Here is a 21126-nt window from a genome sequence, read left to right on the forward strand (position 1 = left end):
GCACCTATGTCTGCCCTGACAGGCAAATGGGGAAAGTGTAGGTCTGCAAAGTTCGCCACATCCTGTGGCAAAGCAGACATGACCCGCATCGGGCCCAGGAGGCAGCTCCCCAGCCACCACAAACGCTCTTGTTTGCGACGAGCTAGCGCAGGAGCAGCTTTTTCAGATTTGACCCAAGGGGCTAGGCGATGGAGTCTGGACAGTTACTTAGTAGAAATGCATATACTTTCTTAATCTTTAAAGAAAAGAGGCTTCTTGAATGTTACGTACAATGATTACTGCTACTAATACAATGTCGCAACTTCAGAGTCAGTTAGATATAATCGGGAATAATCTGGCGAACTCTAATACGAATGGCTATAAAGCGAAGGATGTAAAATTTCAAGAGCTACTTTATCAACAATTTAATAATGACAAATTGGATAAAGTAGAGCGTCAATCTCCTACAGGTATTCGTTATGGCGTCGGCGCATCATTAGCACAAACGACCATGAATTGGAAACAGGGGAGCTTGCAATCTACTGGACGTGATTTAGATTTCGCTTTCCAGGAACCAAAACAATATTTTAATATATTAATGCCAGATGGTGAAAATGGGCAACAAACAGCATATACACGTCAAGGTTCTTTTTATGTTTCACCGATGGAAAATGGTAGCTTAATGCTTGTAACTGGAGAAGGCTATCCAGTCGCGGATTCTGCGGGACAAGCAATTACGATACCAGACAACGTTTCAAGCTTCTCTGTCAATGAAGCTGGCATATTAACTGCTACGTATCCGGACGGTTCCACTGTCAAAAAAGAATTAGCGGTTTCCGTTTTACAAAAGCCACAGCTAATGGAGCACTTATCAGGTACGTATATTAAGTTGCCAACTAATTTGGCGGAGTTAGGTGTAAATGAACAAGACGTTATGATGAACCTACAAGGTGCCGATCGTGGTGACATCGCTGTTGCAAACCAACTATTAGAAATGTCAAATGTAGATATTTCAAAAGAAATGACCGAGTTAATGACGGCACAACGTTCGTATCAGTTTAACGCAAGATCTATAACGCTAGCAGACCAAATGATGGGTCTGATTAATGGAATTAGATAATTTTCCTAGTAAGGAGTTAAGTGTATGACAGAAGAAACAAGTATTTCTGGCAGACGACAACGAAAATTGGAACAGGCAAAAAAAGTTAAATCGAAAAAAACCTATTGGGTGCAAATACGCATGTTCCCTATTTGGCTGCGTATACTATTAATTATCGCACTTTTTTTTGGTGCAGCAGTTGCTGGTCTAATGGTTGGATACGGTGTAATAGGCAGTGGCACTGCAAAAGATGCACTAAAATGGGAGACATATCAGCATATTCTAGATATTAAAAACGGTAAGTAGGGAAATATCGGAGGGAAGACCATGTTAACAACAGAACAAGTTCAAGCACTTTTACCTCATCGTTATCCATTTTTAATGATAGATCGAATTCTTGAAGTAGAAGAAGGAAAACGAGCAGTAGGATTAAAAAATGTTACCATTAATGAAGATTTTTTTAATGGGCATTTCCCAGGATATCCAGTAATGCCGGGAGTATTAATTGTAGAAGCTTTAGCACAAGTTGGAGCAGTAGCAGTTCTGCAAATACCTGGAAATAAAGGAAGACTTGCTTTCTTTACAGGGATCGACAATTGCCGATTTAAACGCCAAGTCAAACCAGGCGATCAATTAAAACTAGAAGTAGAACTTACCAAATTACGAGGCGCAATGGGCAAGGGACATGGTGTTGCTACGGTAGATGGAGAACTTGTTTGTGAAGCGGATATCCTTTTCGCGTTAGGTCCCGTTGTAGAACAAGAATAATAATAGTATTCCTCAGTAAGTTCGAGGATATGCTTCTTTCATTTTTTAATTGAAAAAACAGGCATATTTGCCATAGGATATTTCTTTCCTTTCCTGGACAACCTATCGTAAGTCACATACGTGTGATGAAGATATCCAAGAAAGGAGGAATTTTTTTATGTGGAAAAAAGCCGTTCCTGCAGTGGTGATGTGTTCTTTTTTATTAGTTGGATGTAATACTAACAAAACAGTTCCTACCAAAAATGAAACACCAATGCAAGACATTCGTGAGGGTGTAGACCGAGTCAATCCAAACCTAACTACGCCAGAAGTGAATACACCATCTCCTGGAACTTACAATAAAGGAATGAATGGTACAAATGACACGAATGGTATGAATGGAACGAATGGCACAAATGGTATGAATGGCGTAAATGGTAACAAGGGTGTTAACAATGTGGGACCAAATGTGGTTCCGGACGGCGAAGTGATGAATGAAACAACTGTACCTAACACAGATGTTATCAAAGAAGATGTGAAAGTTAAAACAAAGTAACAATTAGAAAATATAATGAAAAGGCTGACTCAAAGAAAAAACTTTTGAGTCAGCCTTTTTTTAGTTCTGATCTTTTTTTAGGGTAGGTCTTGTTTTCATATCATGTTCAAATTTTGCTAAGAGTTCTTCTCCAGTAAAACCATCTTCTATTAATTCGGAAAGCAATGACTCTGCATATTTTCTTCTTAACCGTTTTAAAGTTCCTTTTAGCAAAACTGAAATATGCTGACCAATTTCCTTTACTGAATAAGTTACTACTTCAAAATGTGCAGGTTCATTTTCAGGATATGAAATAACAACTTTTGCACTTATTATTTCATTTGAGGACTGGAAACCTTTAAAAAGCGCCTCATATTTTTTATCAACAAAAAGCTCTAATATCCAGGAACGACTTATGTTTTCTTGATTGATCACAATGCCATCTTCAATTGAAATAGGATAAATCTCTTGATCACGAATAATATCAACCGACATCATCTTAAATGTTTTCATCTACATTCTCCTTCAGAAGGAATTCATTAAATTTATTATAACATAAGAAGAAATTAGGTTGTGTCGATTCATAGGGAGGAAGTAGCAAGTTAACTTTTTTTGAAAAAATACCAAATTTCCATTTTTGATTTTGCAAAACGTTGAATATACAGGATTTGCCAAAAAATGCGAGGCAAACAACTTCATTTTCATGAATAAAAGGAGCTTAAAATTACTTTTTCGACTTTTGCTAACATTTTCGTATACCTATATGATGGTTGTAATCAAAGAAAAGGAGGTGAAACGGTGAACACAGTTTCATTAATCGGACGAATGACAAAAGCTCCACAACTCAAATATTTAACGGAGGGAAGATTGCAAACCAGTTTTGTAATCGCCGTAAGTAAAGGATACAAAACGGATGAAGCGGACTTTGTGCTATGCACGATTTGGGGAAAGCTCGCAGAAACAACTGTAAAATATTGTGGGAAAGGCTCACTTGTCGGGATTACAGGTAGGCTAAATACGAGGTCATATGAGAAAGGAGAGGGAACGAGAGTATTCGTAACAGAGGTAGTTGTGGAGGACATCCGATTTTTAGTTACAAAGAAACGAGACGAAAAAGAAGACAAGCAAGAACAGAAGAAAGTAGAAACAGACTTCGAATTTCCAACATCACAATCAAATCAACTTCCAGTATAAATACTTAGCAGACCGCAATAAAACCGCTGATTTACAAGAGAAAAAACCTGACCGAAGAAGCGCGGTCAGGTTTTTGTATAGTTACAATTTAGAAATTCACGTCAATGAGAGAGGAATCTGTCACACTGAGAGCAAATCACGGCAATGCGCGAGTAGCACCCGTCAAGCCGTGATCAACTCAAATCGACAATGTCAATAAATCTTGCAAATCAGCATCGGACATTTCAGTAATCCATTGACTGGAGTGAATTAGTTCTTCAGACAACGCTTGTTTTTCAATTAGTAGCTTATCAATTTTTTCTTCAATTGTACCAATCGTTATAAATTTATGCACATGTACGAAGTTTGTTTGTCCGATTCGATAGGCGCGATCCGTTGCTTGATTTTCAACGGCTGGATTCCACCAGCGATCGGCGTGCAATACATGACTTGCAGCAGTTAAATTTAACCCGGTTCCACCAGCTTTCAATGATAAAAGAAAGACAGGAAATTCCTTTGCTTGAAAGGCTTCGACTAAATGATCGCGCTGGTTCTTAGGCATACTACCGGTTAAAAACGGAGCATCGATTTCGTATAACTCGGTTAAACAGTGCTGCAATAAGTGACCCATTCCAATATATTGTGTAAAGATGAGGCATTGCTCACCGCGCGCTGCAATTTCTCCAGCAAGTGTAACGATACGGGCAAGTTTCTCGGAACGCTCCATCATATCATCTGCATCATCAAATGGCTCCTTCAAGTAGAGCGCAGGGTGATTACAAAGCTGTTTTAATTTACTAAGCATTTTCAAAATTAGCCCTTTTTTCTCAAATCCGGAAAGGGTGTCGAGCTTACTAACTGTTTCTTGGATAAGCGATTCATACAAGGCAGCTTGCTCGGTTGTTAATGCACAATATTCTCGTTGCTCCAATTTTTCAGGCAGGTTAAGAAGTAATTCTGGATCTTGTTTGGTTCTTCTCATCAAGAACGGCTGAATTTTCACACGAAGTTTATGTTTGGTCGTATCAGAATCATCGCGTTCAATCGGTACAATATAATTTTCTTGAAACTTGCGAAATGATCCTAAATATCCTTTATGAATAAAATCAAATATGGACCATAATTCAGATAATCTATTTTCAACAGGTGTACCAGTCAACGCAATATGATGGGCACCTGTTAATTTGCGGATGGCCCGGGACTGTTTCGTATGCATATTTTTAATATTTTGTGCTTCATCCAATGTGATACTGGACCAAACAATCTCTTGCAGAGATTCAATATCTTGCATCGCAGTACCGAAAGTCGTAAGGACAATGTCGGCAGTTTGATCGATTTCTTTCGTACGAGCATTCCCATAATGCGTTTGTACATTTAAAGACGGAGCAAATTTTGCCAACTCTTTTTGCCAGTTTCCAAGTACGGAAGTGGGACAAATGATTAAAGAAGGAGCAGACTGCTCTTGTTTCTCGTGTACATGCAATAAATAGGAAATCAATTGGATTGTTTTTCCAAGTCCCATATCATCCGCCAAACAAGCACCAAACTGTTCATTTCGCATGAATACGAGCCATTCGAGTCCAAGTTGTTGATATGGTCGAAGTGAAGTCAATAAATTTGGAGAAACTTGGACTTCTGGGAATCCTTTTTTTTCTGATAATTGCTCCATTAGTGATTGCAGTGATTTCTGTAGCTCAAATTGAAATAAAGGATCTTCATTTGACTGTTCGTCATCGTCTAAAATTAGCGCAATTTCTTCGGGAATTTCTCGGAATAAAAGCTCTTTTACAGTCCAGTTTTCATCTTCTGATTTTTTCATTAATTCACGAATTTCGTGCATCCATGCGGCATCTATACGGAACCATTCATTTCCTGCTTGAATATAGGAACGGTTTTCATTGACAAGTTGTTGGAAATCTTCCGAAGAAATCTCTTGACCATTCAATGAAAAACTCCAGTCAAACTTCAATATTTCATTGAGACCAGCAGCTGTTTTATACGTATTCGCAGTTTTGGCAATGCTTTTGACGCGCATCTTCGTTTCTTTTACAGCCTTTAACCATGTAGGAAGAACAATTTCGAATCCAAGTGCTTGAAGTTTCACCAGGTCATCTCGAAGAAAGATTCGTACCTCTTCATCCGACAACGTAGCTGAGAAGAAAGTTTCGGTATTTAGTTGATCGATCGAAGAAATGAGAGAGAATATTTTCGTTTGTGTTTCCTTAATATAAGCACTAAACTCATTCCATTTGTCCGGTAATGCATCCTTAATTGGGGAGGTCTTTTTTCGAAAAGCGGGTGTCCAGTAAACACTACTTTTCTTACCACGAACAACCGTTTCTAATAGCCATGTGTCGTCAAGCGCTTCTGGTTCAGAAAGCCTTAGTGCAACCAATAAATTCGGATGAGTGGCTTGAGATTTAATTGGCCATCCACCTTGTTCGAAAAAAGGAACAAGTGAAGGAACATCTTCCATTGTTAATCCTGCTTGATAAAGTTTTTGTTTGACAGCATTCGCTAATAGAATTTTCCCATTTTCATCGATGGACGCAGTCGTTTCAATAGTATCCCCATCCAATTTTAGCTGGCTCCATAATTCAGGAGTCAACCAAATGCTTGCTGCTTGTCTAAATGTTTGAAGCCAATTTTCAGAATCCGTGTTTGCTCCTGTGAATGAAATAAAAGGATGAGATTTGCCCGAGAATAACTCCATTATTTCGACAGGAGTGGCAATTAAGGCATTTTCTTCGATTTGTGCGAGTAATCCGAAGAAACTTTCACGATGGTTAATATACAAAAAGGGTACCCATTGTTCGGCAGGTGTTCCCATAGATATTAGGTGGAAATTTCCGTTCTCTGTAACATTTACTTTTAACGGGAGTTCTTTATTAATAGACAAAGGTTGAGTCATAATGGCAAGTTTCCTTTCTCTATTTCTTGTTGTAATGCACGAAGACGGCGATATTTTTCACGAATCGTCTCCACATATTCATTCCAAAAATCCGTATCATTCGTTTTTTTGGCTACTTGTTTCATTTTCTTCCAAATCCGAATAGCTTGCTTGTAACTATAACGATTTTTTTCCAAAATGAAGCGCATGGCATAGTGGTGATAAAGCGGCAATAATACCTCGGGAGCTTCATCTTTCACAATTGAAAGACCACATGCTTCCGCATATTCTAGTGAGGAGTTCGCGGATTGATGCAGCGCCATCCAGTCATGGTAACGTTTTTCTTTTAGGAGTAAATTGGAATAAGATTGAATGCCATACAACCCAAATGACTGGTATAAATCCTCGAGTTCATTCGTTTTCAATTGAATCGAATCAAATAGTATTTCCAATCGGCGAATAAGCATTACTCTTGATGGATTTAAAGCTATTTCATTTAAATAAGAAGGAACATGTGGCAATAATTTTCGAGCGAGCTCTTTTGCTAAGACTTTGTTGGAAGCATGAAGAGCCTTTTCACACACTTCAACCCATTCCAAAAGCTGCTCTGATTCCATTAGGTCAGCAGCCGCTAATAGATCATCTATTCGAGATAGCATAATATAAAAATAGGGAAGTACCATATTTAAAGGAATATCGTCGTCTGTTTTTTCAAGCGTTTGTAAATAAGTAACCTCTTTTTCACGCGTTGCTTTATCCACTACAAGCGCATCCCAGAAGGACAGATATACATGCTTGCGAAAGCCGATGAAAGATTCCATTTCAAAATAGAAGTGGCGAACGCGTTTCATCATTTCTTCATAAAACGTATCTGCAGCAAATAATCGTGGTTTCGAAGCCAGTTGTGCCAATGCATCATCTATTTCTTCTACATATTCTTTCAGAAAATGAAGTACCCGATTGCGCATATTAGATTCCGCAAATGGTTCCAAATAGGGCCAAACTTTCATTAAAACGACAAGATCTACATACACATCGAAAATGGGTTGCCATTCTCGTTCAAATGGTCGCGACTTTCGAATTTGTTTTTTTAAATCTTGGACCGCAAATTCTAACAGATAAAAACTATTCGGCGGATAGTTGGAAATGAATTTCCGGAAAAAGTTATCAACGAGGATATCCCAACTCCTCGGACTACGCTCATCTCTCAACAACGTCAACTGAGCCTGGTCCGCTGTAGAACGCCAATCGGAAATCCACGTAGATAGCGAATCATTTTGCTGATACAAATAAAAAATGGACGCAACAATATGACGACAAGGTTTGTGCATTGGACAAGGACAGCTATAAGAATCCGTCAAAATATGATAAGTAATTTCTATATTACTGACATCTCTTACACTAAAATCAACCCGATGCTCTTGCGGATAATAATTGGTAATCGACACAACGCCATTACGGACAAAAAATGCTGCACGACGAACAAGCTCCTCATCCTCCAATATTGCAGGATGGAACTTCTTCTGTATCGTCTGCATCGACAGGTCTATATACTTTTTATAATGTGCTGCTAATTTTTGGTACGAAGTAAGGGTCAAACGAATCTCTCCTATGAAAAAAGGCTTTCCTTCCATTATACGTATAAATCAGCATTATTAAAAGGCATAGCTCGTAACCCTTCAAAAAACATCGGCTTCGCGGCCCGTTGCGAGAGCACTGCGGTTCGAAAAGAGAGGGCCACAGTCGCATGCGAGAGCACCACCGCCGAAACGAGAGCACCTCTACACAAGTAAAGAGCGCTGCCCTAAAAAAAGAAAAGCCTATGCAATAGAATTTCTGCAAAACTACCTGGCAGAAAAACGAGCAAAAGCTTTAAATATCATCTATTTTTTTTATTTTCATTAGCAAACTTTCCGCATCTTTTGTTTCAAGAGAATTTAACCGATTTAATAAATAGCGGAAATCCTTTAAATCGTAAAGTTCCAGCTTGAGCTGACTTTGAAATGCCGTAATATACCGGCTTTTATTTTCTCTTGCTTCAAGACCTGGGTTATTACTCTTTTGGCGTGTATCTTCAAGCATATCCATAAACTTATCCCTTGGAATTGCATACACTCTTCTTAGTTTTGGTAACAATAGTATTGGAATCTCTAATTTACCTAACTCATATTTGGACAAAGCTGAGTGGTCAATCCCAAGTAGATCCGCGGCTTCGATCTGTGTAATATCTAATTGCTCCCGATATTCACGAATATGTTCATTAAAAGGCATATAACTACCTCCTTTATCAATGAAACAAGAATATCGAAATAATGATTGAGAACTATTAATATCGCCATATTTGCGATTTTAGAATAACCTGTCATATTTTGTTGTATAAAAATAATATACATCCTGTTACAGTGGTGTTAATATTAGGGATTAATTTAAAAGAATTAATTTAAAGGAAGGGAAGTGGAAGAGGTAGATAAAATCCAGTTTTATATACCTTCATTATTAGATTTTCTAGATCATCATAAGAATATGTGGTTAGAAGAAATAAGAATAGTTGGCGTTAAAACAAGAAATGTTAAATATTTTATTGGTCATTCCAATCAACGGATGACACGTATCGAAAAAATAGTAGCAGAAGATTTTACTATTTACGACCTACAGCTCGACTTCCAAAATAAAACGCTCTCGTTTTATTTAGATAGCGCTGTCAAGCCTTCCCACTCTATCATTCTGCAAAAAGTGTTTCAAACTTTTTTAGTGCGATATAGCGCTAGAAAAGTCGGTTTTTTCCTGTACGCATCTGGAAGAAATAGACCCCAAACAGTTAAGGTATTATCATAATATAAAATTCTAAAGCGAATGCATATTGTGTTCGCTTTTTCTATATTTGTACTACACCAAATTCTTGCAATATGATAAACTATTAGTAATCAGAAAATTCTAAAATAGGAGGGTTATTATGTTACTTGTACAATTAATGAAACCATTTTATATAAAGCAAGAGAATGGACGGATAAAGTTAGTTTTTGCCTATCAATATTTTTCTATAAAAAAAGACGATGAATTATTTCACTTTATTCCAGTAGAAGGAAAAGAAATTATTGTAAATGCAAAAACCATGGAAGTCGAAAACTTAGCGGAAGTGTTCGTCTTCCAAAAAGGAAATCGTTTTTTACGTCTACCACTTTATCAATTATTACTAGTTTCTGATATTCATACACGCTTACTTTCAATCATTGAATCAACCGATGAGAAAGACTCTACCTCATTTCCAATTGAAGGCGCGGAAGAAATGATTCAACAGTTAGAAAAAGAAAATTTTGATCGAATGATAGACTATGCATTGATCCAAAGAAATGAAGCGTTATTCCAAGAACTACAAACGTATAAAGAGATATAACGGAGGCTGTCAGAATTGAACATATTTTATTATTAAAAACACCTAACGAAAAATGAATTTCGATAGGTGTTTTTATGTGTCAAAAAAATTAAAAGGAAGTAAAAAAATAGAGAAATAAAACGAATCCACTAGAGCCAAGTACGCCAAACAAAATGTCCTCCCAATTTAATTTTATAATTTTGTCGATTTTCATGTTCTTTGCCCTCCATTCTTGTAAATTTCCCGGGAAATAGCACGATTTTTGAATAAGTCCAGAAACAATAAAAAAAGTTTCAAGTAGTTTACCCAAAAATAATAAATCTATTCAACAAAAGCAAAATCCATTTCAACAATAAAATACACCTACTTTCATTCTCCGACCAGGCACCAAAAGAAATGTATTTGTAATATCTCTCCATATGCTTTAAAAAATGGCAGGAAGGTCGATATAACTGAAAAGGTTGAATGGGGATGATAAAATGCTGGGGATGTGGAGCTCTACGGGGTTGTCCATTATTCGAAATATGAATGCTCAGTGGGCGATTGCAAATAAGTCCATGGAGCGAATCACTTCTGGTTATCGTATTAATCGTGCTGCAGACGATCCTGCTGGTCTCGCTATATCAGAGAAAATGCGTGCACAAATAAGAGGCTTAGGACAAGCAAGCCGAAATATTCAAGATGGTATCTCCCTCATTCAAACTGCGGAAGGTGCTTTAAATGAAACACATTCCATTTTGCAGCGTATGCGAGAACTTAGTGTAGAAGCCGCAAATGATACTTTAACAGACAATGATCGTAAACAGCTCGCAATCGAATTTGATGAATTGAAAAAAGAAATTACTAGAATTTCAAAGGATACAGAATTTAATACTAAAACGTTACTTGACGGTTCCCAAAACTCTTTGAAGATACAAGCAGGAGCAAATGCAGGACAGAAAATAGAACTTTCGATTGGAAATATGGGTGCAGAAGCAATAGGTATCAAGGATCTATCTATTTCGACAAGAGATGCTGCAGATAAGGCGATTGGAGAATTAGATAAAGCAATCACTAAAGTATCTAGTGAACGTTCACGAATGGGTGCATATACGAATCGTCTTGAACATGCTTATAACAATGCAGTTAATATGGAAGAAAACTTAACTGCTGCGGAATCACGTATTCGAGACGTAGACATCGCAAAAGAAATGATGGCGTTAACAAAGGCAAATATTTTAATGCAAGCGGGCCAATACATCTTAAGAATGCATATGCAACAAGCACAATCCATTCTACAATTATTAAAATAACTAGATTCCTAAACTAACACATTCATTTATATACATCATAAACAATCGTGAAAGGGCTAACTCGCGATTGTTTTTATTTTTGTACACCTCTATTCCATTCACGTTGAACCACCTCCAGCTCATTTGTTACAAGTATGTTACGAGTGCCAGGCACCAGTAACATACTTGTAACAAATGGTGGGATATGTTAAATATGCTAGTGAAAAATGTGAGGTGTTCGTTGCAAAAAGTCGGCAGGTTGGGGGATTTTCTAGTATTATAGGTTTATATGCTTTAATAGGGGGAAATGAAATGAAGAGGATTTCCAGTTTAGCTATTATCATGATGATTTTGAGTATTTTAGCGGTTCCTTTTTCTGTACTCGGGGCGCCGTTAGATGAAGTGAAGAAGATTGTGAATGAGGATTATAAAGGAGAAATTCCTTCGAACTTGCAAAAACTAACGACGATTGATGCGATTATTGAACAGTTGGATCCATATTCTACTTATTTTACAAAAGAGGAATTTGAAGCGTATACAAGCTCAATCAATAATACGACAACTGGGATTGGAATAGTGATTGAAGAGCATAAAATGGGTATTCAGATTGTCAATACGTTCGAAGGTGGAGCGGCGATCGAAGCAGGCGTCATCCCGGGCGATATTATTACCGAGGTGGATGGTGTTTCTACAGAAAAAATGTCGATTCAGCAGGCTTCTTCTCTTATAACCGGTAAAGAAGGTACAGTAGTTAAACTTGTAGTTTGGCATCCTACTACTCAAAAAAAAGAGACGTATAAGTTAACACGCAAGAAGTTTCAAGTGCCTGTTGTGACAAAGCAGCTTCTTTATGGAAACGTCGGTTATATCGGGATTAATTCGTTTTCAGATGATGGGGCAACGCTTGTTCAAGAAGCAAAAAATGTACTTCAAAAGCAAGGAGCCACTTCTTTTATTCTGGATTTAACGAACAACGGTGGTGGTTATGTACATACAGCAGAGGAGATGATTGGTTTATTTCCAAATAGTCCATATTCCTACTATCTTCAAACGAGAGGGCAATCTGGGCTTGTGAAATCGGTACCACATACCTCTTTATTTCCAAAAAACACGAAAATCCTCGTAAATGGCTATAGTGCGAGTGCGTCTGAAATGACAGCAGCGGCGTTACTTGACCAAAAGTCGGCGACACTTTATGGGCAAAAGACGTACGGAAAAGGATCGATGCAGACATTTTATAATTTATCGGATGGATCATATTTAAAGTTGACCATAGCAAATTTCACCGGACCAAAAGGAACGATTATCAATAAAACAGGAGTACATCCGAATGTAGTGACGGAAGAGGGAAAAGAGCTTCCCAAAGCCCATTTAGACACAATCTTAGAAACAAATAAAACCTATAAAAAGTTACCTGCATTATCCAATGTCCCGACAACTAAAGCATTTACCGTAACATTCTCAAATGCAATTGAAGACAATAAACAACAGAAAAATATAGAATTAGTAAAACTTGGCGGATCAAGCAGCGTTCCGATTACAATCAAACAAAAATCATCAAAGCAGTTCGTTGTAACACCAAATGCACCATTAGAAAAAGGAGCAGCATACTTACTACTCATTCATCCGAAATTTCATCCGAAAAACGGAAATATGATGAAAAATGGTGCTTATGTGGAAGTAACTGTTCAACCATAGAGGGGGAACATTGGAATGTTTTTTGAATTTCGATTTTGGAAAAGTTTTTTCAACCAAAATGAATTGATTGAATCACTAAATAATACAACGATGCGCCATTTTGAAAAGCGTGTTTGGCTAGTAGCATTTTTAGGTATTTTGCTTTACGCACTTCAAGATATTTGGGGAATGCATACCGAATCCCTTACCGCCATTTTTGTGAATGGTTACGCAGATACATATTCAATTGCAAGAATTGCTTCCTTACTAGGAGCAATCATTTGGTCAATCCTATTCATGGCGTTTCATTTCTTCGGAATCGCTTTTTTATACCATAAAATTACAGCCGTTGATTTGTCCAAGGTGGCCGTTTTGCAATTGTTTGTTGTGGCTTTATTGTTAATGGAAAAAGCACTAATCTTCTTTATCTTTGCAATCGTCGGCTATACGACTGACTATTCGTTACTTTCTTTCGGTCCGCTAGCGGCAACGTATATAAACAATGAATTCTTTATTTATTTCTTCAATCAATTAACGCTCATAACAGCTTTGATCATCGCGATTCAATTTCGGTTTCTACGTGCATTTACGAAGATGCCAGCTCGGAATCTATTAATTATTTTAATAGTAGTCCAAATCTTTCTCGCATTAATATCTGCAACATTTAGCGTACTCCCATTGCAAACTTGGTTTAAGGGAGGGGAACTGTCGTGAATAAAGTCATTACAATCGGTATTGCAATCATTGTCTCCACGTTCATTGCGACAAATGCCATTCTATTATTTTCAACTAATAGCCAACTGAGTCGTAGCTATTATGTTAGTGAATACGATCGTGTACAAGAAAATACTTACACAAAAGAGCTTGAAAAAGAAGCGGTCGTAGTTCCTGCGAACGAAACGACAATGACAATTGAAGCAGCTTTAGTCAGTGATCTAACAGTTACTCCAGGAGACAAAATCCAAGAAGGCGCTGAACTAGCGCAATTAAAAACGGAAACAGCCGACAAACAGCGTTCACTTTGGGAATCAGAGCAACAAGCGTATACACAGGAACAAACCCAGTTGCAACAAATTCTTGACTCACTTGAATCAGACCGTGCAGGAGCTAACTCGACCTCGTATGGAAACGCAAACACAACGGATGACGGTATGGACGTCAATGTCCAAGTGGAAGTCAATGTCTCACCAGAAGGCAACTTCGCACAGGCAATCGCCCAAACGGAACAAAAAATCGCAGAAGTCGATCGCAAGCTACAAATAGTCAACACCCAGCTTAGCCAAGAAACAAGCGAACTTGCTTTGCTCAGCCCACTTGAAGGAAACGTAGCAAGCATTGAAGAAAAAAACGGACTATATTTCATCACGATTTATTCCGATGAAAAATCAGTCCTCACGTTCGTGAATGAAGCAGAGTGGCATGAAATTGCAGAAGGGCAAAAAGTAATGAACCACTCGGCGCATAAAGAAGATATTATAGAAGGAACCATCTTGGCTAAAACGGAGGTACCAGCAACCCAATCCGCGTGGCTAAAAGCATACAAACAATTTGACAATAAAACCAAAGCACCTTTATACGAAGTACGCATACAATTAAATGATGCGCTAGAAACATTGCCATTCGCAGCAAACATAAACTCCATCATCACCACGGATGAAGCGGAAAATGTGGTACGAGTAAATCCTAACTGGCTACTAAATAGATCCAAGCAAACTGCCGAAATATACACATTAACAACCGAAGGACACATCGTGCGCAATCCAGTAACTGTGCCTTTTGACTTAGAACAATCTGCTATACTGTCTGTAGGATTAGAAAATGAAATGGTCGTTCTAAACGCTGAACCAAAAAGAGAAGAATCACGCGCATTCCTTCCACTCCCATTAGACCTTCCTACATGGAACAGCATCAAAGCAGTCGGCTGGAAAGACTATATAAGATACTTAACGTACAAATAAACCAATAAACAGCTTTTGCAACTATGCAAAAGCTGTTTTTATATACTTACAGAGCATGGATGACCTCCATTGATGAGACTCCGAACTGTAGTCATGGAAGTTTAGGGGGAGGTAACGCAAAGATATGATCAGATAGCCAAAGTTAATGGGCACATAGCGACTACTAAGGGACACACCGAAATTTAAGGAGCACAAGGCACCGAAATATGAGCAGATAACCAAGGTTAATGGGCACATAGCGACTACTAAGGAGCACAACGAAATTTAAGGGGTACAAGGAACCGAGATATAAGCAGATAACCAAGGTTAATGAGCACATAGCGACTACTAAGGAGCACAACGCAATTTAAGGGGTACAAGGCACTGAGATATAAGCAGATAACCAAGGTTAATGGGCACATAGCAACTACTAAGGAGCACAACGAAATTTAAGGGGTACAAGGCACCGAGATATAAGCAGATAGCCAAAGTTAATGGGCACATAGTAACTACTAAGGAGCACAACAAAATATTATGAGCAACTAACCAAATAAAAGGTTCAAATACCATCCACCTACGAGCACAAATAATACGAAGGTAGATCTAACGTTAAGTAGAATATAAAAGCATAATCTCCGAAACTTCTCTTAACATACTAATTTAACTTCGTTATACTAAAGTGAAGCATTATTAACGGTAGGAGTGGATGGAATTGGATCTTCGATTTAAAATTGCTCATCGAGAGGCGCTTATTGGCCTTGGACTTGCAATTGTTCATTTTCTTTGGTGGTTTGGTTTTGCTTATGGGCTTGGCTCGAGACCAGTAGAGGAGTATACGTATATTCTTGGTTTCCCAGATTGGTTTTTCTATAGCTGTATCGTTGGATTTATTCTCGTGTCTGTGACAGTTATTATATTAGCAAAATATATTTTAAAAGATGTTTCGTTTGAGGAAGAGGAGGACGGGCAGTGAATATTGAAGTTATTATTCCTCTCATTATTTTTCTTGCAATTATTTTTTTCATCGGTTATTGGTCTAGTAAAAAATTGGAATCGTCGACAGGCGGATTTTTGCAAGAGTACTTCTTAGGTGGGCGAGAGCTAGGTGGTTTCGTTCTTGCGATGACGATGGTCGCAACTTATGGTAGTGCATCGAGCTTTCTGGGAGGGCCGGGAACTGCTTACACGATGGGATTTGGATGGGTTTTACTTGCGATGACTCAAGTCGTAACGGGCTATTTTGTGTTGCTTATTTTAGGGAAAAAATTCGCAATTTTAGCTCGTAAATACAATGCCATTACGTTAATAGACTTCCTAAAAGTGCGTTACAACAGTACGGTGGTTGTATTGCTTGCAGCTGCAAGTATGATTATCTTTTTATTTTCGGCCATGACGGCACAATGGGTTGGTGGAGGCCGTTTAATCGAGTCTTTGACTGGTATGAAGTACACAACCGCTTTATTTATTTTCGCAGTATCCGTTCTTGTATATGTAGTAATCGGTGGCTTCCGCGCTGTTGCAGTGACAGACGCTGTGCAAGGCGGAGTTATGGTCGTTGGTACACTCATCCTTTTAATCGCGGTTATTATCGCGGGCGGCGGCGTGCCGAATATTATGCAGGACTTACTTGCAGAAAATCCAAACCTTGTGACGCCATACGGCAATGAAGGAAATTTATCTGCTGCGTATGTGTCATCCTTTTGGATACTGGTCGGAGTAGGGGTCGTTGGACTTCCACAAATGGCGGTGCGTGCAATGTCGTATAAAAACACCCGCTCGATGCACCGAGCACTAGTGATCGGAACAATTGTCACTGGTTTTATTATGTTGAACATGCATTTAATTGGAGTTTTCGCTCGTCCGATTTTACCTGGCATTAAAGTGGCAGATACTGTCATTCCACTTGTTGCACTCAAGGTTCTTCCAGCTTGGCTTGCGGGAATTGTGTTGGCAGCTCCACTTGCGGCAATCATGTCGACAGTCGATTCATTGCTCATTTTAGTGAGTTCTTCTATTGTAAAGGATGTTTACATAAATTATTTAAATCCTAATGCCAGCGAGAAAAAAGTTAAAAATCTAAGCTTTGGCATGACAACTCTTTTAGGAACGGTTGTATTTTTATTGGCATTAAATCCTCCTGACTTGCTTATTTTCTTAAATCTTTTTGCGTTCGGTGGCCTTGAAGAAGCCTTTATTTGGCCGGTTGTTTTAGGTCTATACTGGTCATATGGCAATAAATACGGAGCGATTGCATCGATGCTGACCGGAATAATTACTTATATTGCCCTTCATTTTTATAATCAAGCAAATGGTAATCTATTCGGTGTACATACGGTAGTAGTGCCAGTAATCTTATCGCTTATCGCATATGTAATATGTAGTTTAGTCATTAAAAAAACAAAATATATTTTTTAATAAGGAGGTCCTCAGATGAAACAATGGAAAATTTATATAATGCTCGTCTTCGTTATGTTCGCCTGGGGAGCAAACTTACCGATACTCAAATATTTAGTAACCATCGTTCCCCCTGTCACCTTAACAGCGTTTCGAGTGCTCACTGCAGGATTGGTAGTGTTAGTTATTTTGTGGCAAATGAAACTACTCCGATTGCCAACTAAGCAGGAATGGAAATATATATTACTAGGGGCACTGACGAATGTAGTGCTTCATCACTATTTTCTAAATATGGGACTTTCTATCACAAGCGGAACTCATGGTGGACTAATCTTAGGAACTGGGCCTATGCTAACGGCAATTTCAGCGGCAATTATTTTGAAATATTTCCCGTCGCGTTATCAATGGCTTGGACTTGTATTAGGTCTTGCCGGAGTAAGTGTATCTATCTTAGTGGGGGGCGGCGAATCAAACGGAGCGAACATTGGAGACCTCTTCGTATTCCTAGCAATATTAGCGCAAGTGCTAAGCTATATGGTCGTAAGTAAGGCAGCTAAAACACTCGACCCAAGACTTCTAACCGCATATATGATGCTAGTCGGTGCAGTAGTTTTGATCGTCATCAGCTTCGTGCAAGAGCCAGGAGGAGTAACTGCATTTACACAGACAACCCCCTTTTTCTGGTGGTTATTCTTAGCATCCGCTGTCATTTCTACAGCTATCGGGCATCTGATATATAACTACGCTGTAGGCAAAGCAGGTCCAACAAAATCGGCTATCTTCATGAACCTAAACCCGGTATTTTCGCTCATTCTCTCCGCCATTTTTCTTGGAGAAATTCTGAACTTCCGTCATGTCATTGGACTTATCTTCATAATAGCCGGTGTCCTACTCGGATCTGGAGCAGCTGAAGACCTATGGAAAAAATACAAACAAAAAAGGGCGACCCCCTAAAGGTCGCTCTTTTTTCAAATAAAAATAAAGCTTAACCCAAGTAAAATGTTAAATAAACCTAAAAATTAACCAGTAAATTGACTGAACGGGACAAACTAAAACGCAATAAAAACTTTATTAAAAATATTCACCCCCGACCCCCATAAACCAGACCCATCAAAACGAATAATATAGTGTTCAGGAAAAAGAAGGACAAAATCTAATTCGAGGTGATTTAATGAAATGGAAAAAAACGGGAGCAGCATTGCTTGTGACTACTTTAACGGTAACAAGTGCGGGGTATGCATTCGCAAACAATCAGTTATTTGATACGGTGGATTTGAGCAAATTAAATCAACAACCGGCAAAAACTACTGTAGTTAGCACAGTTTCAGAGAAGCCAGTTACTCCTTCAACAACTAATGTAGTGAAGACGACCAATCAAACAAACAATCTACAAGAAAATGGGCTGCCTGTAATTCCAGCGGATTACCCATACGACAATCTAAAGGGCTTGTACAAAGCATACGAAAATGCACAAAACCCTAAAGCAAAAGAAGAGATCAAGCAAAAAATCCAATATTTAATTGCTAAATATGAGGCATCGAAAAAGTATAATAATAATGACTTAACAGAAGTGGTTACTGGACTTCCAGAAATTCCAGCGGACTACCCATACGACAATTTAAAAGGCTTATACAAAGCTTATGAGAATGCACAAAACCCTAAAGCGAAAGAAAATATAAAGCTAAAGATTGAATATTTAATTGCTAAATATGAAACGGTGAAAAAATACCAAAGTGATGATGTCAAAGAACATTCGAAAGACCAGGAAAAGTTAAAAAAAGAAATGCTTAAGGAACAGGAAGAAGTAAAAAAAGAAGCACTTAAAGAAAAAAAAGAAAAAGAGAAAGAATTACGAAAAGCACAACAAGAACTACATAAGAAATTGAAAGAAAAAGAAAAGGAATTACGCAAAGAAGAAAAAAATAAGTACAAAAACAAACAAGAAGATAATGACGAAGATTAATCATGTTTCAATATAACCTCTTTTCATTCTCCAATCAGCCAGGTACAATTATAGGCTAAAGGAAAAAAATGAGAACGGGAGGATATGTATGCTTTTGTCCATTATTCAAGGAATTCTCAAAACAAAACAAACTTCAAAACAAACTTCAAAACAAAAACAAATAACGACAGAACTTGCTCAAAAGGCAAAAGCTGGTAATCAGGAGGTTTTAAATGACCTCCTTTTTTCCTATACCCCATTTATGAAAAAAACTGCTTCCTTTGTTTGTAAGCGACCCATTGATGAACAGGATGAGGAGTTTAGTGTGGCCATGAATGGATTTCACGAAGCTATAATGAGTTTTAATCCCGAAGAAAATGCCAGCTTGCAAACCTATGCCCATCTAATAATAAAGAGGCGCATCATTGACTATATTCGAAAAGAATCCGCAAGAAATGAGAAAATTTCATACATACATACGTCGAGAGAAGATGCTTCAACTGAACATCAACTTTTAGACGAGAAAGCAATTCATACTTATTCCATAGAACAACAGTCAATAGCTAGAAAAGAGGAGTTAATCCACTACACCCAATTGCTGGGCAAATTTGGATTATCTTTTGAAGAGTTAACACAAGTAGCACCGAAACATGCGGATGCAAGAAGAACGGCATTTCAAACTGCGCAAATCATTGCAGAAACAGAAGAATTCTATGACTTTTTAATTAGACACAAACGTTTACCACTAAAAGATATCGAAGCAATAGTCGAAGTATCTCGCAAAACACTTGAACGGCAAAGAAAATATTTAATTGCAGTTGTTTTATTATTAAAAAGTGATTTCGTTTATATAAAAGAATATGTCAAAGGAGAAATCGTATGATGCGCGTATATAAAGGCATTGTTTGCGAAAAGAAAAATAAATATAGCGTTTTCATTACGAAAGAGGGCGAATTTCTCCGAGGAATTCCTTTAGAAGCGAATCCTGAAATAGGAGAAGAAGCGCACTTTCACTTATTTGAGGCGACCACTCAAGGTAGAAAGTGGTTGAAGCCGTCCATATTAGGACCAGTTTTTGTAGCAGCAATGCTTTTCATATTTATCATCGTTTCATTCATTCCAAATCCAGATATAGCATTAGCCTATGTTCAAGTGGATGGAAAAAACGCGATAGAATTAGGTGTAAATAAAAACGGCCAAGTAGTAACCCTGCGATCATTAACTGAAACTCCAATTGAGTTAGATGATTGGGAAGGACATCCATTTGACCTCGTGCTAGAAAAAGCGATAGCGACAGCGCAAATGAGCCCTATTACCAAACAACTAGCGATAACAACCATTTATGAAAATGAAAAAAAACCTGGTAACATGAGAAAAATGATTGAAAATGCTGTAGAAGAAGTTCAAAACGACCATAAAGATAAACTTTTCCTAATGAAGGAAAGTACAATAGAAGAAAGGAACAAAGCCAACAAACGAAACACATCCATTCAAAAGCTCAAACAAAAAGAGCGACAAATAAATAATGGAAGAAAAAAACTAGACAACTATATAAAGGACGTTAATAAAGAAAATCACCAAAACAAAAAGGACGACTTCAAGGATAAATACATGCCATCCAACCAAAAGAACGAAAATAATAAAGAATCTATGGAAAAAAATAAAGAAAAACGGATAAAAGAACAAGTAAAATTGAAAGAAGAACAAGAAAAACAAAAAGCGAAACAAGCAAAAGAATTAGAAAAACAACAAGAAAATCTAAACAAATCAAATGAACAAGCAACAAAAGAAAGGGAAAAGGTAGAGAAAGAGAAGGAGAAAGAAAGGGAAAAGGCAGAGAAAGAGAAGGAGAAAGAAAAGGAAAAGGCAGAGAAAGAGAAGGAAAAAGAAAGGGAACAAGCAGAGAAAGAGAAAGAAAAAGAAAGCAAGGATAAACAACATAAAAATGACGACGAAGATCGTGATGAGTAAAAAATACAGCACTACCAAAAGAGCAAACTCCAAGTTCGCTCTTTTTTTATGGGAATAATTGGTTGAATGCGAAAAACCGCTACACGAACGCGACCTTTTCCCCCCCCTGAACGCAACAAACTCACTCCCGAATGTGAC

21 protein-coding genes are annotated in these 21126 nt (G+C 37.9%); 17 read left to right on the forward strand and 4 right to left on the reverse strand.

The genetic code is table 11. The annotated features are described in order from the left end of the window. Positions 1-259 precede the first annotated feature (259 nt). The 4 genes from PB01_RS03465 (at position 260) to PB01_RS03480 (ending at position 2381) form a co-directional block, all read left to right on the forward strand. Positions 260-1099, forward strand: coding sequence for a flagellar hook-basal body protein (locus PB01_RS03465; RefSeq protein WP_151698896.1), 840 nt, complete (start codon positions 260-262; stop codon positions 1097-1099). Positions 1100-1123: 24 nt separating this feature from the next. Continuing rightward, entirely contained in the window at positions 1124-1384 is a 261-nt protein-coding gene (locus PB01_RS03470) for a DNA-directed RNA polymerase subunit beta (protein WP_151698897.1), read from the forward strand. Positions 1385-1405: 21 nt separating this feature from the next. Next, on the forward strand, positions 1406-1846 hold the full coding sequence (fabZ, locus tag PB01_RS03475) for a 3-hydroxyacyl-ACP dehydratase FabZ (protein ID WP_151698898.1): 441 nt from the start codon (positions 1406-1408) through the stop codon (positions 1844-1846). Between the two features lie 157 nt (positions 1847-2003). Then, on the forward strand, positions 2004-2381 hold the full coding sequence (locus PB01_RS03480) for a hypothetical protein (RefSeq protein ID WP_151698899.1): 378 nt from the start codon (positions 2004-2006) through the stop codon (positions 2379-2381). A gap of 60 nt (positions 2382-2441) precedes the next feature. On the opposite strand, the gene PB01_RS03485 is transcribed toward PB01_RS03480, so the two are convergent. Further along, a complete protein-coding gene (locus PB01_RS03485) occupies positions 2442-2873 on the reverse strand; it encodes a YwpF family protein (RefSeq protein WP_151698900.1) in 432 nt (143 codons plus the stop codon). 285 nt (positions 2874-3158) lie between these two features. On the opposite strand from PB01_RS03485, the gene PB01_RS03490 reads away from it, so the two are divergent. Next, positions 3159-3554: a single-stranded DNA-binding protein gene (locus PB01_RS03490; protein ID WP_151698901.1), complete on the forward strand. Its 396-nt coding sequence runs from the start codon at positions 3159-3161 to the stop codon at positions 3552-3554. A gap of 178 nt (positions 3555-3732) precedes the next feature. On the opposite strand, the gene PB01_RS03495 is transcribed toward PB01_RS03490, so the two are convergent. From PB01_RS03495 to PB01_RS03505, 3 genes are all read right to left on the reverse strand, one after another. Then, positions 3733-6444 carry a DEAD/DEAH box helicase gene (locus PB01_RS03495; RefSeq protein WP_151698902.1) on the reverse strand — a complete coding sequence of 904 codons (2712 nt, stop codon included), beginning with the start codon at positions 6442-6444 and terminating at the stop codon, positions 3733-3735. After that, entirely contained in the window at positions 6441-8021 is a 1581-nt protein-coding gene (locus PB01_RS03500; protein ID WP_151698903.1) for a hypothetical protein, read from the reverse strand. The genes PB01_RS03495 and PB01_RS03500 overlap by 4 nt, the downstream gene beginning before the upstream one ends. Before the next feature lie 274 nt (positions 8022-8295). Beyond that, positions 8296-8694: a helix-turn-helix domain-containing protein gene (locus PB01_RS03505; RefSeq protein WP_151698904.1), complete on the reverse strand. Its 399-nt coding sequence runs from the start codon at positions 8692-8694 to the stop codon at positions 8296-8298. Between the two features lie 183 nt (positions 8695-8877). Between PB01_RS03505 and PB01_RS03510 the strand changes: the two genes are divergently transcribed. From PB01_RS03510 to PB01_RS03565, 12 genes are all read left to right on the forward strand, one after another. Beyond that, on the forward strand, positions 8878-9258 hold the full coding sequence (locus tag PB01_RS03510; protein WP_151698905.1) for a hypothetical protein: 381 nt from the start codon (positions 8878-8880) through the stop codon (positions 9256-9258). A gap of 118 nt (positions 9259-9376) precedes the next feature. After that, on the forward strand, positions 9377-9817 hold the full coding sequence (locus tag PB01_RS03515) for a transcriptional regulator (RefSeq protein ID WP_151698906.1): 441 nt from the start codon (positions 9377-9379) through the stop codon (positions 9815-9817). A 458-nt stretch (positions 9818-10275) separates the two neighbouring features. Beyond that, complete coding sequence (locus PB01_RS03520; protein ID WP_151698907.1) at positions 10276-11088, forward strand: flagellin N-terminal helical domain-containing protein; 813 nt, start codon at positions 10276-10278, stop codon at positions 11086-11088. Between the two features lie 291 nt (positions 11089-11379). Continuing rightward, positions 11380-12765, forward strand: a complete 1386-nt coding sequence (locus tag PB01_RS03525) for a S41 family peptidase (RefSeq protein ID WP_151698908.1) — start codon at positions 11380-11382, stop codon at positions 12763-12765. A gap of 15 nt (positions 12766-12780) precedes the next feature. Further along, on the forward strand, positions 12781-13458 hold the full coding sequence (locus PB01_RS03530) for a hypothetical protein (protein ID WP_151698909.1): 678 nt from the start codon (positions 12781-12783) through the stop codon (positions 13456-13458). Next, complete coding sequence (locus tag PB01_RS03535) at positions 13455-14702, forward strand: efflux RND transporter periplasmic adaptor subunit (protein WP_151698910.1); 1248 nt, start codon at positions 13455-13457, stop codon at positions 14700-14702. The genes PB01_RS03530 and PB01_RS03535 overlap by 4 nt, the downstream gene beginning before the upstream one ends. Before the next feature lie 685 nt (positions 14703-15387). After that, on the forward strand, positions 15388-15654 hold the full coding sequence (locus PB01_RS03540) for a YhdT family protein (protein WP_151698911.1): 267 nt from the start codon (positions 15388-15390) through the stop codon (positions 15652-15654). Continuing rightward, on the forward strand, positions 15651-17096 hold the full coding sequence (panF, locus tag PB01_RS03545; RefSeq protein ID WP_151698912.1) for a sodium/pantothenate symporter: 1446 nt from the start codon (positions 15651-15653) through the stop codon (positions 17094-17096). Before PB01_RS03540 ends, panF begins: the two co-directional genes overlap by 4 nt. Before the next feature lie 15 nt (positions 17097-17111). Further along, on the forward strand, positions 17112-18029 hold the full coding sequence (locus PB01_RS03550) for a DMT family transporter (RefSeq protein WP_151698913.1): 918 nt from the start codon (positions 17112-17114) through the stop codon (positions 18027-18029). A gap of 217 nt (positions 18030-18246) precedes the next feature. Continuing rightward, the gene (locus tag PB01_RS03555; RefSeq protein ID WP_151698914.1) at positions 18247-19038 is read left to right on the forward strand and encodes a hypothetical protein; all 792 of its coding nucleotides are present in this window, start codon (positions 18247-18249) and stop codon (positions 19036-19038) included. 88 nt (positions 19039-19126) lie between these two features. Then, positions 19127-19900 (forward strand): RNA polymerase sigma-I factor, encoded by a 774-nt coding sequence (gene sigI, locus PB01_RS03560; RefSeq protein WP_151698915.1) that lies wholly within the window; start codon positions 19127-19129, stop codon positions 19898-19900. Further along, positions 19897-20988: an anti-sigma factor domain-containing protein gene (locus PB01_RS03565; RefSeq protein ID WP_151698916.1), complete on the forward strand. Its 1092-nt coding sequence runs from the start codon at positions 19897-19899 to the stop codon at positions 20986-20988. The genes sigI and PB01_RS03565 overlap by 4 nt, the downstream gene beginning before the upstream one ends. Positions 20989-21126 lie beyond the last annotated feature (138 nt).

It is taken from the genome of Psychrobacillus glaciei (genome assembly GCF_008973485.1).
Classification (GTDB): domain Bacteria; phylum Bacillota; class Bacilli; order Bacillales_A; family Planococcaceae; genus Psychrobacillus; species Psychrobacillus glaciei.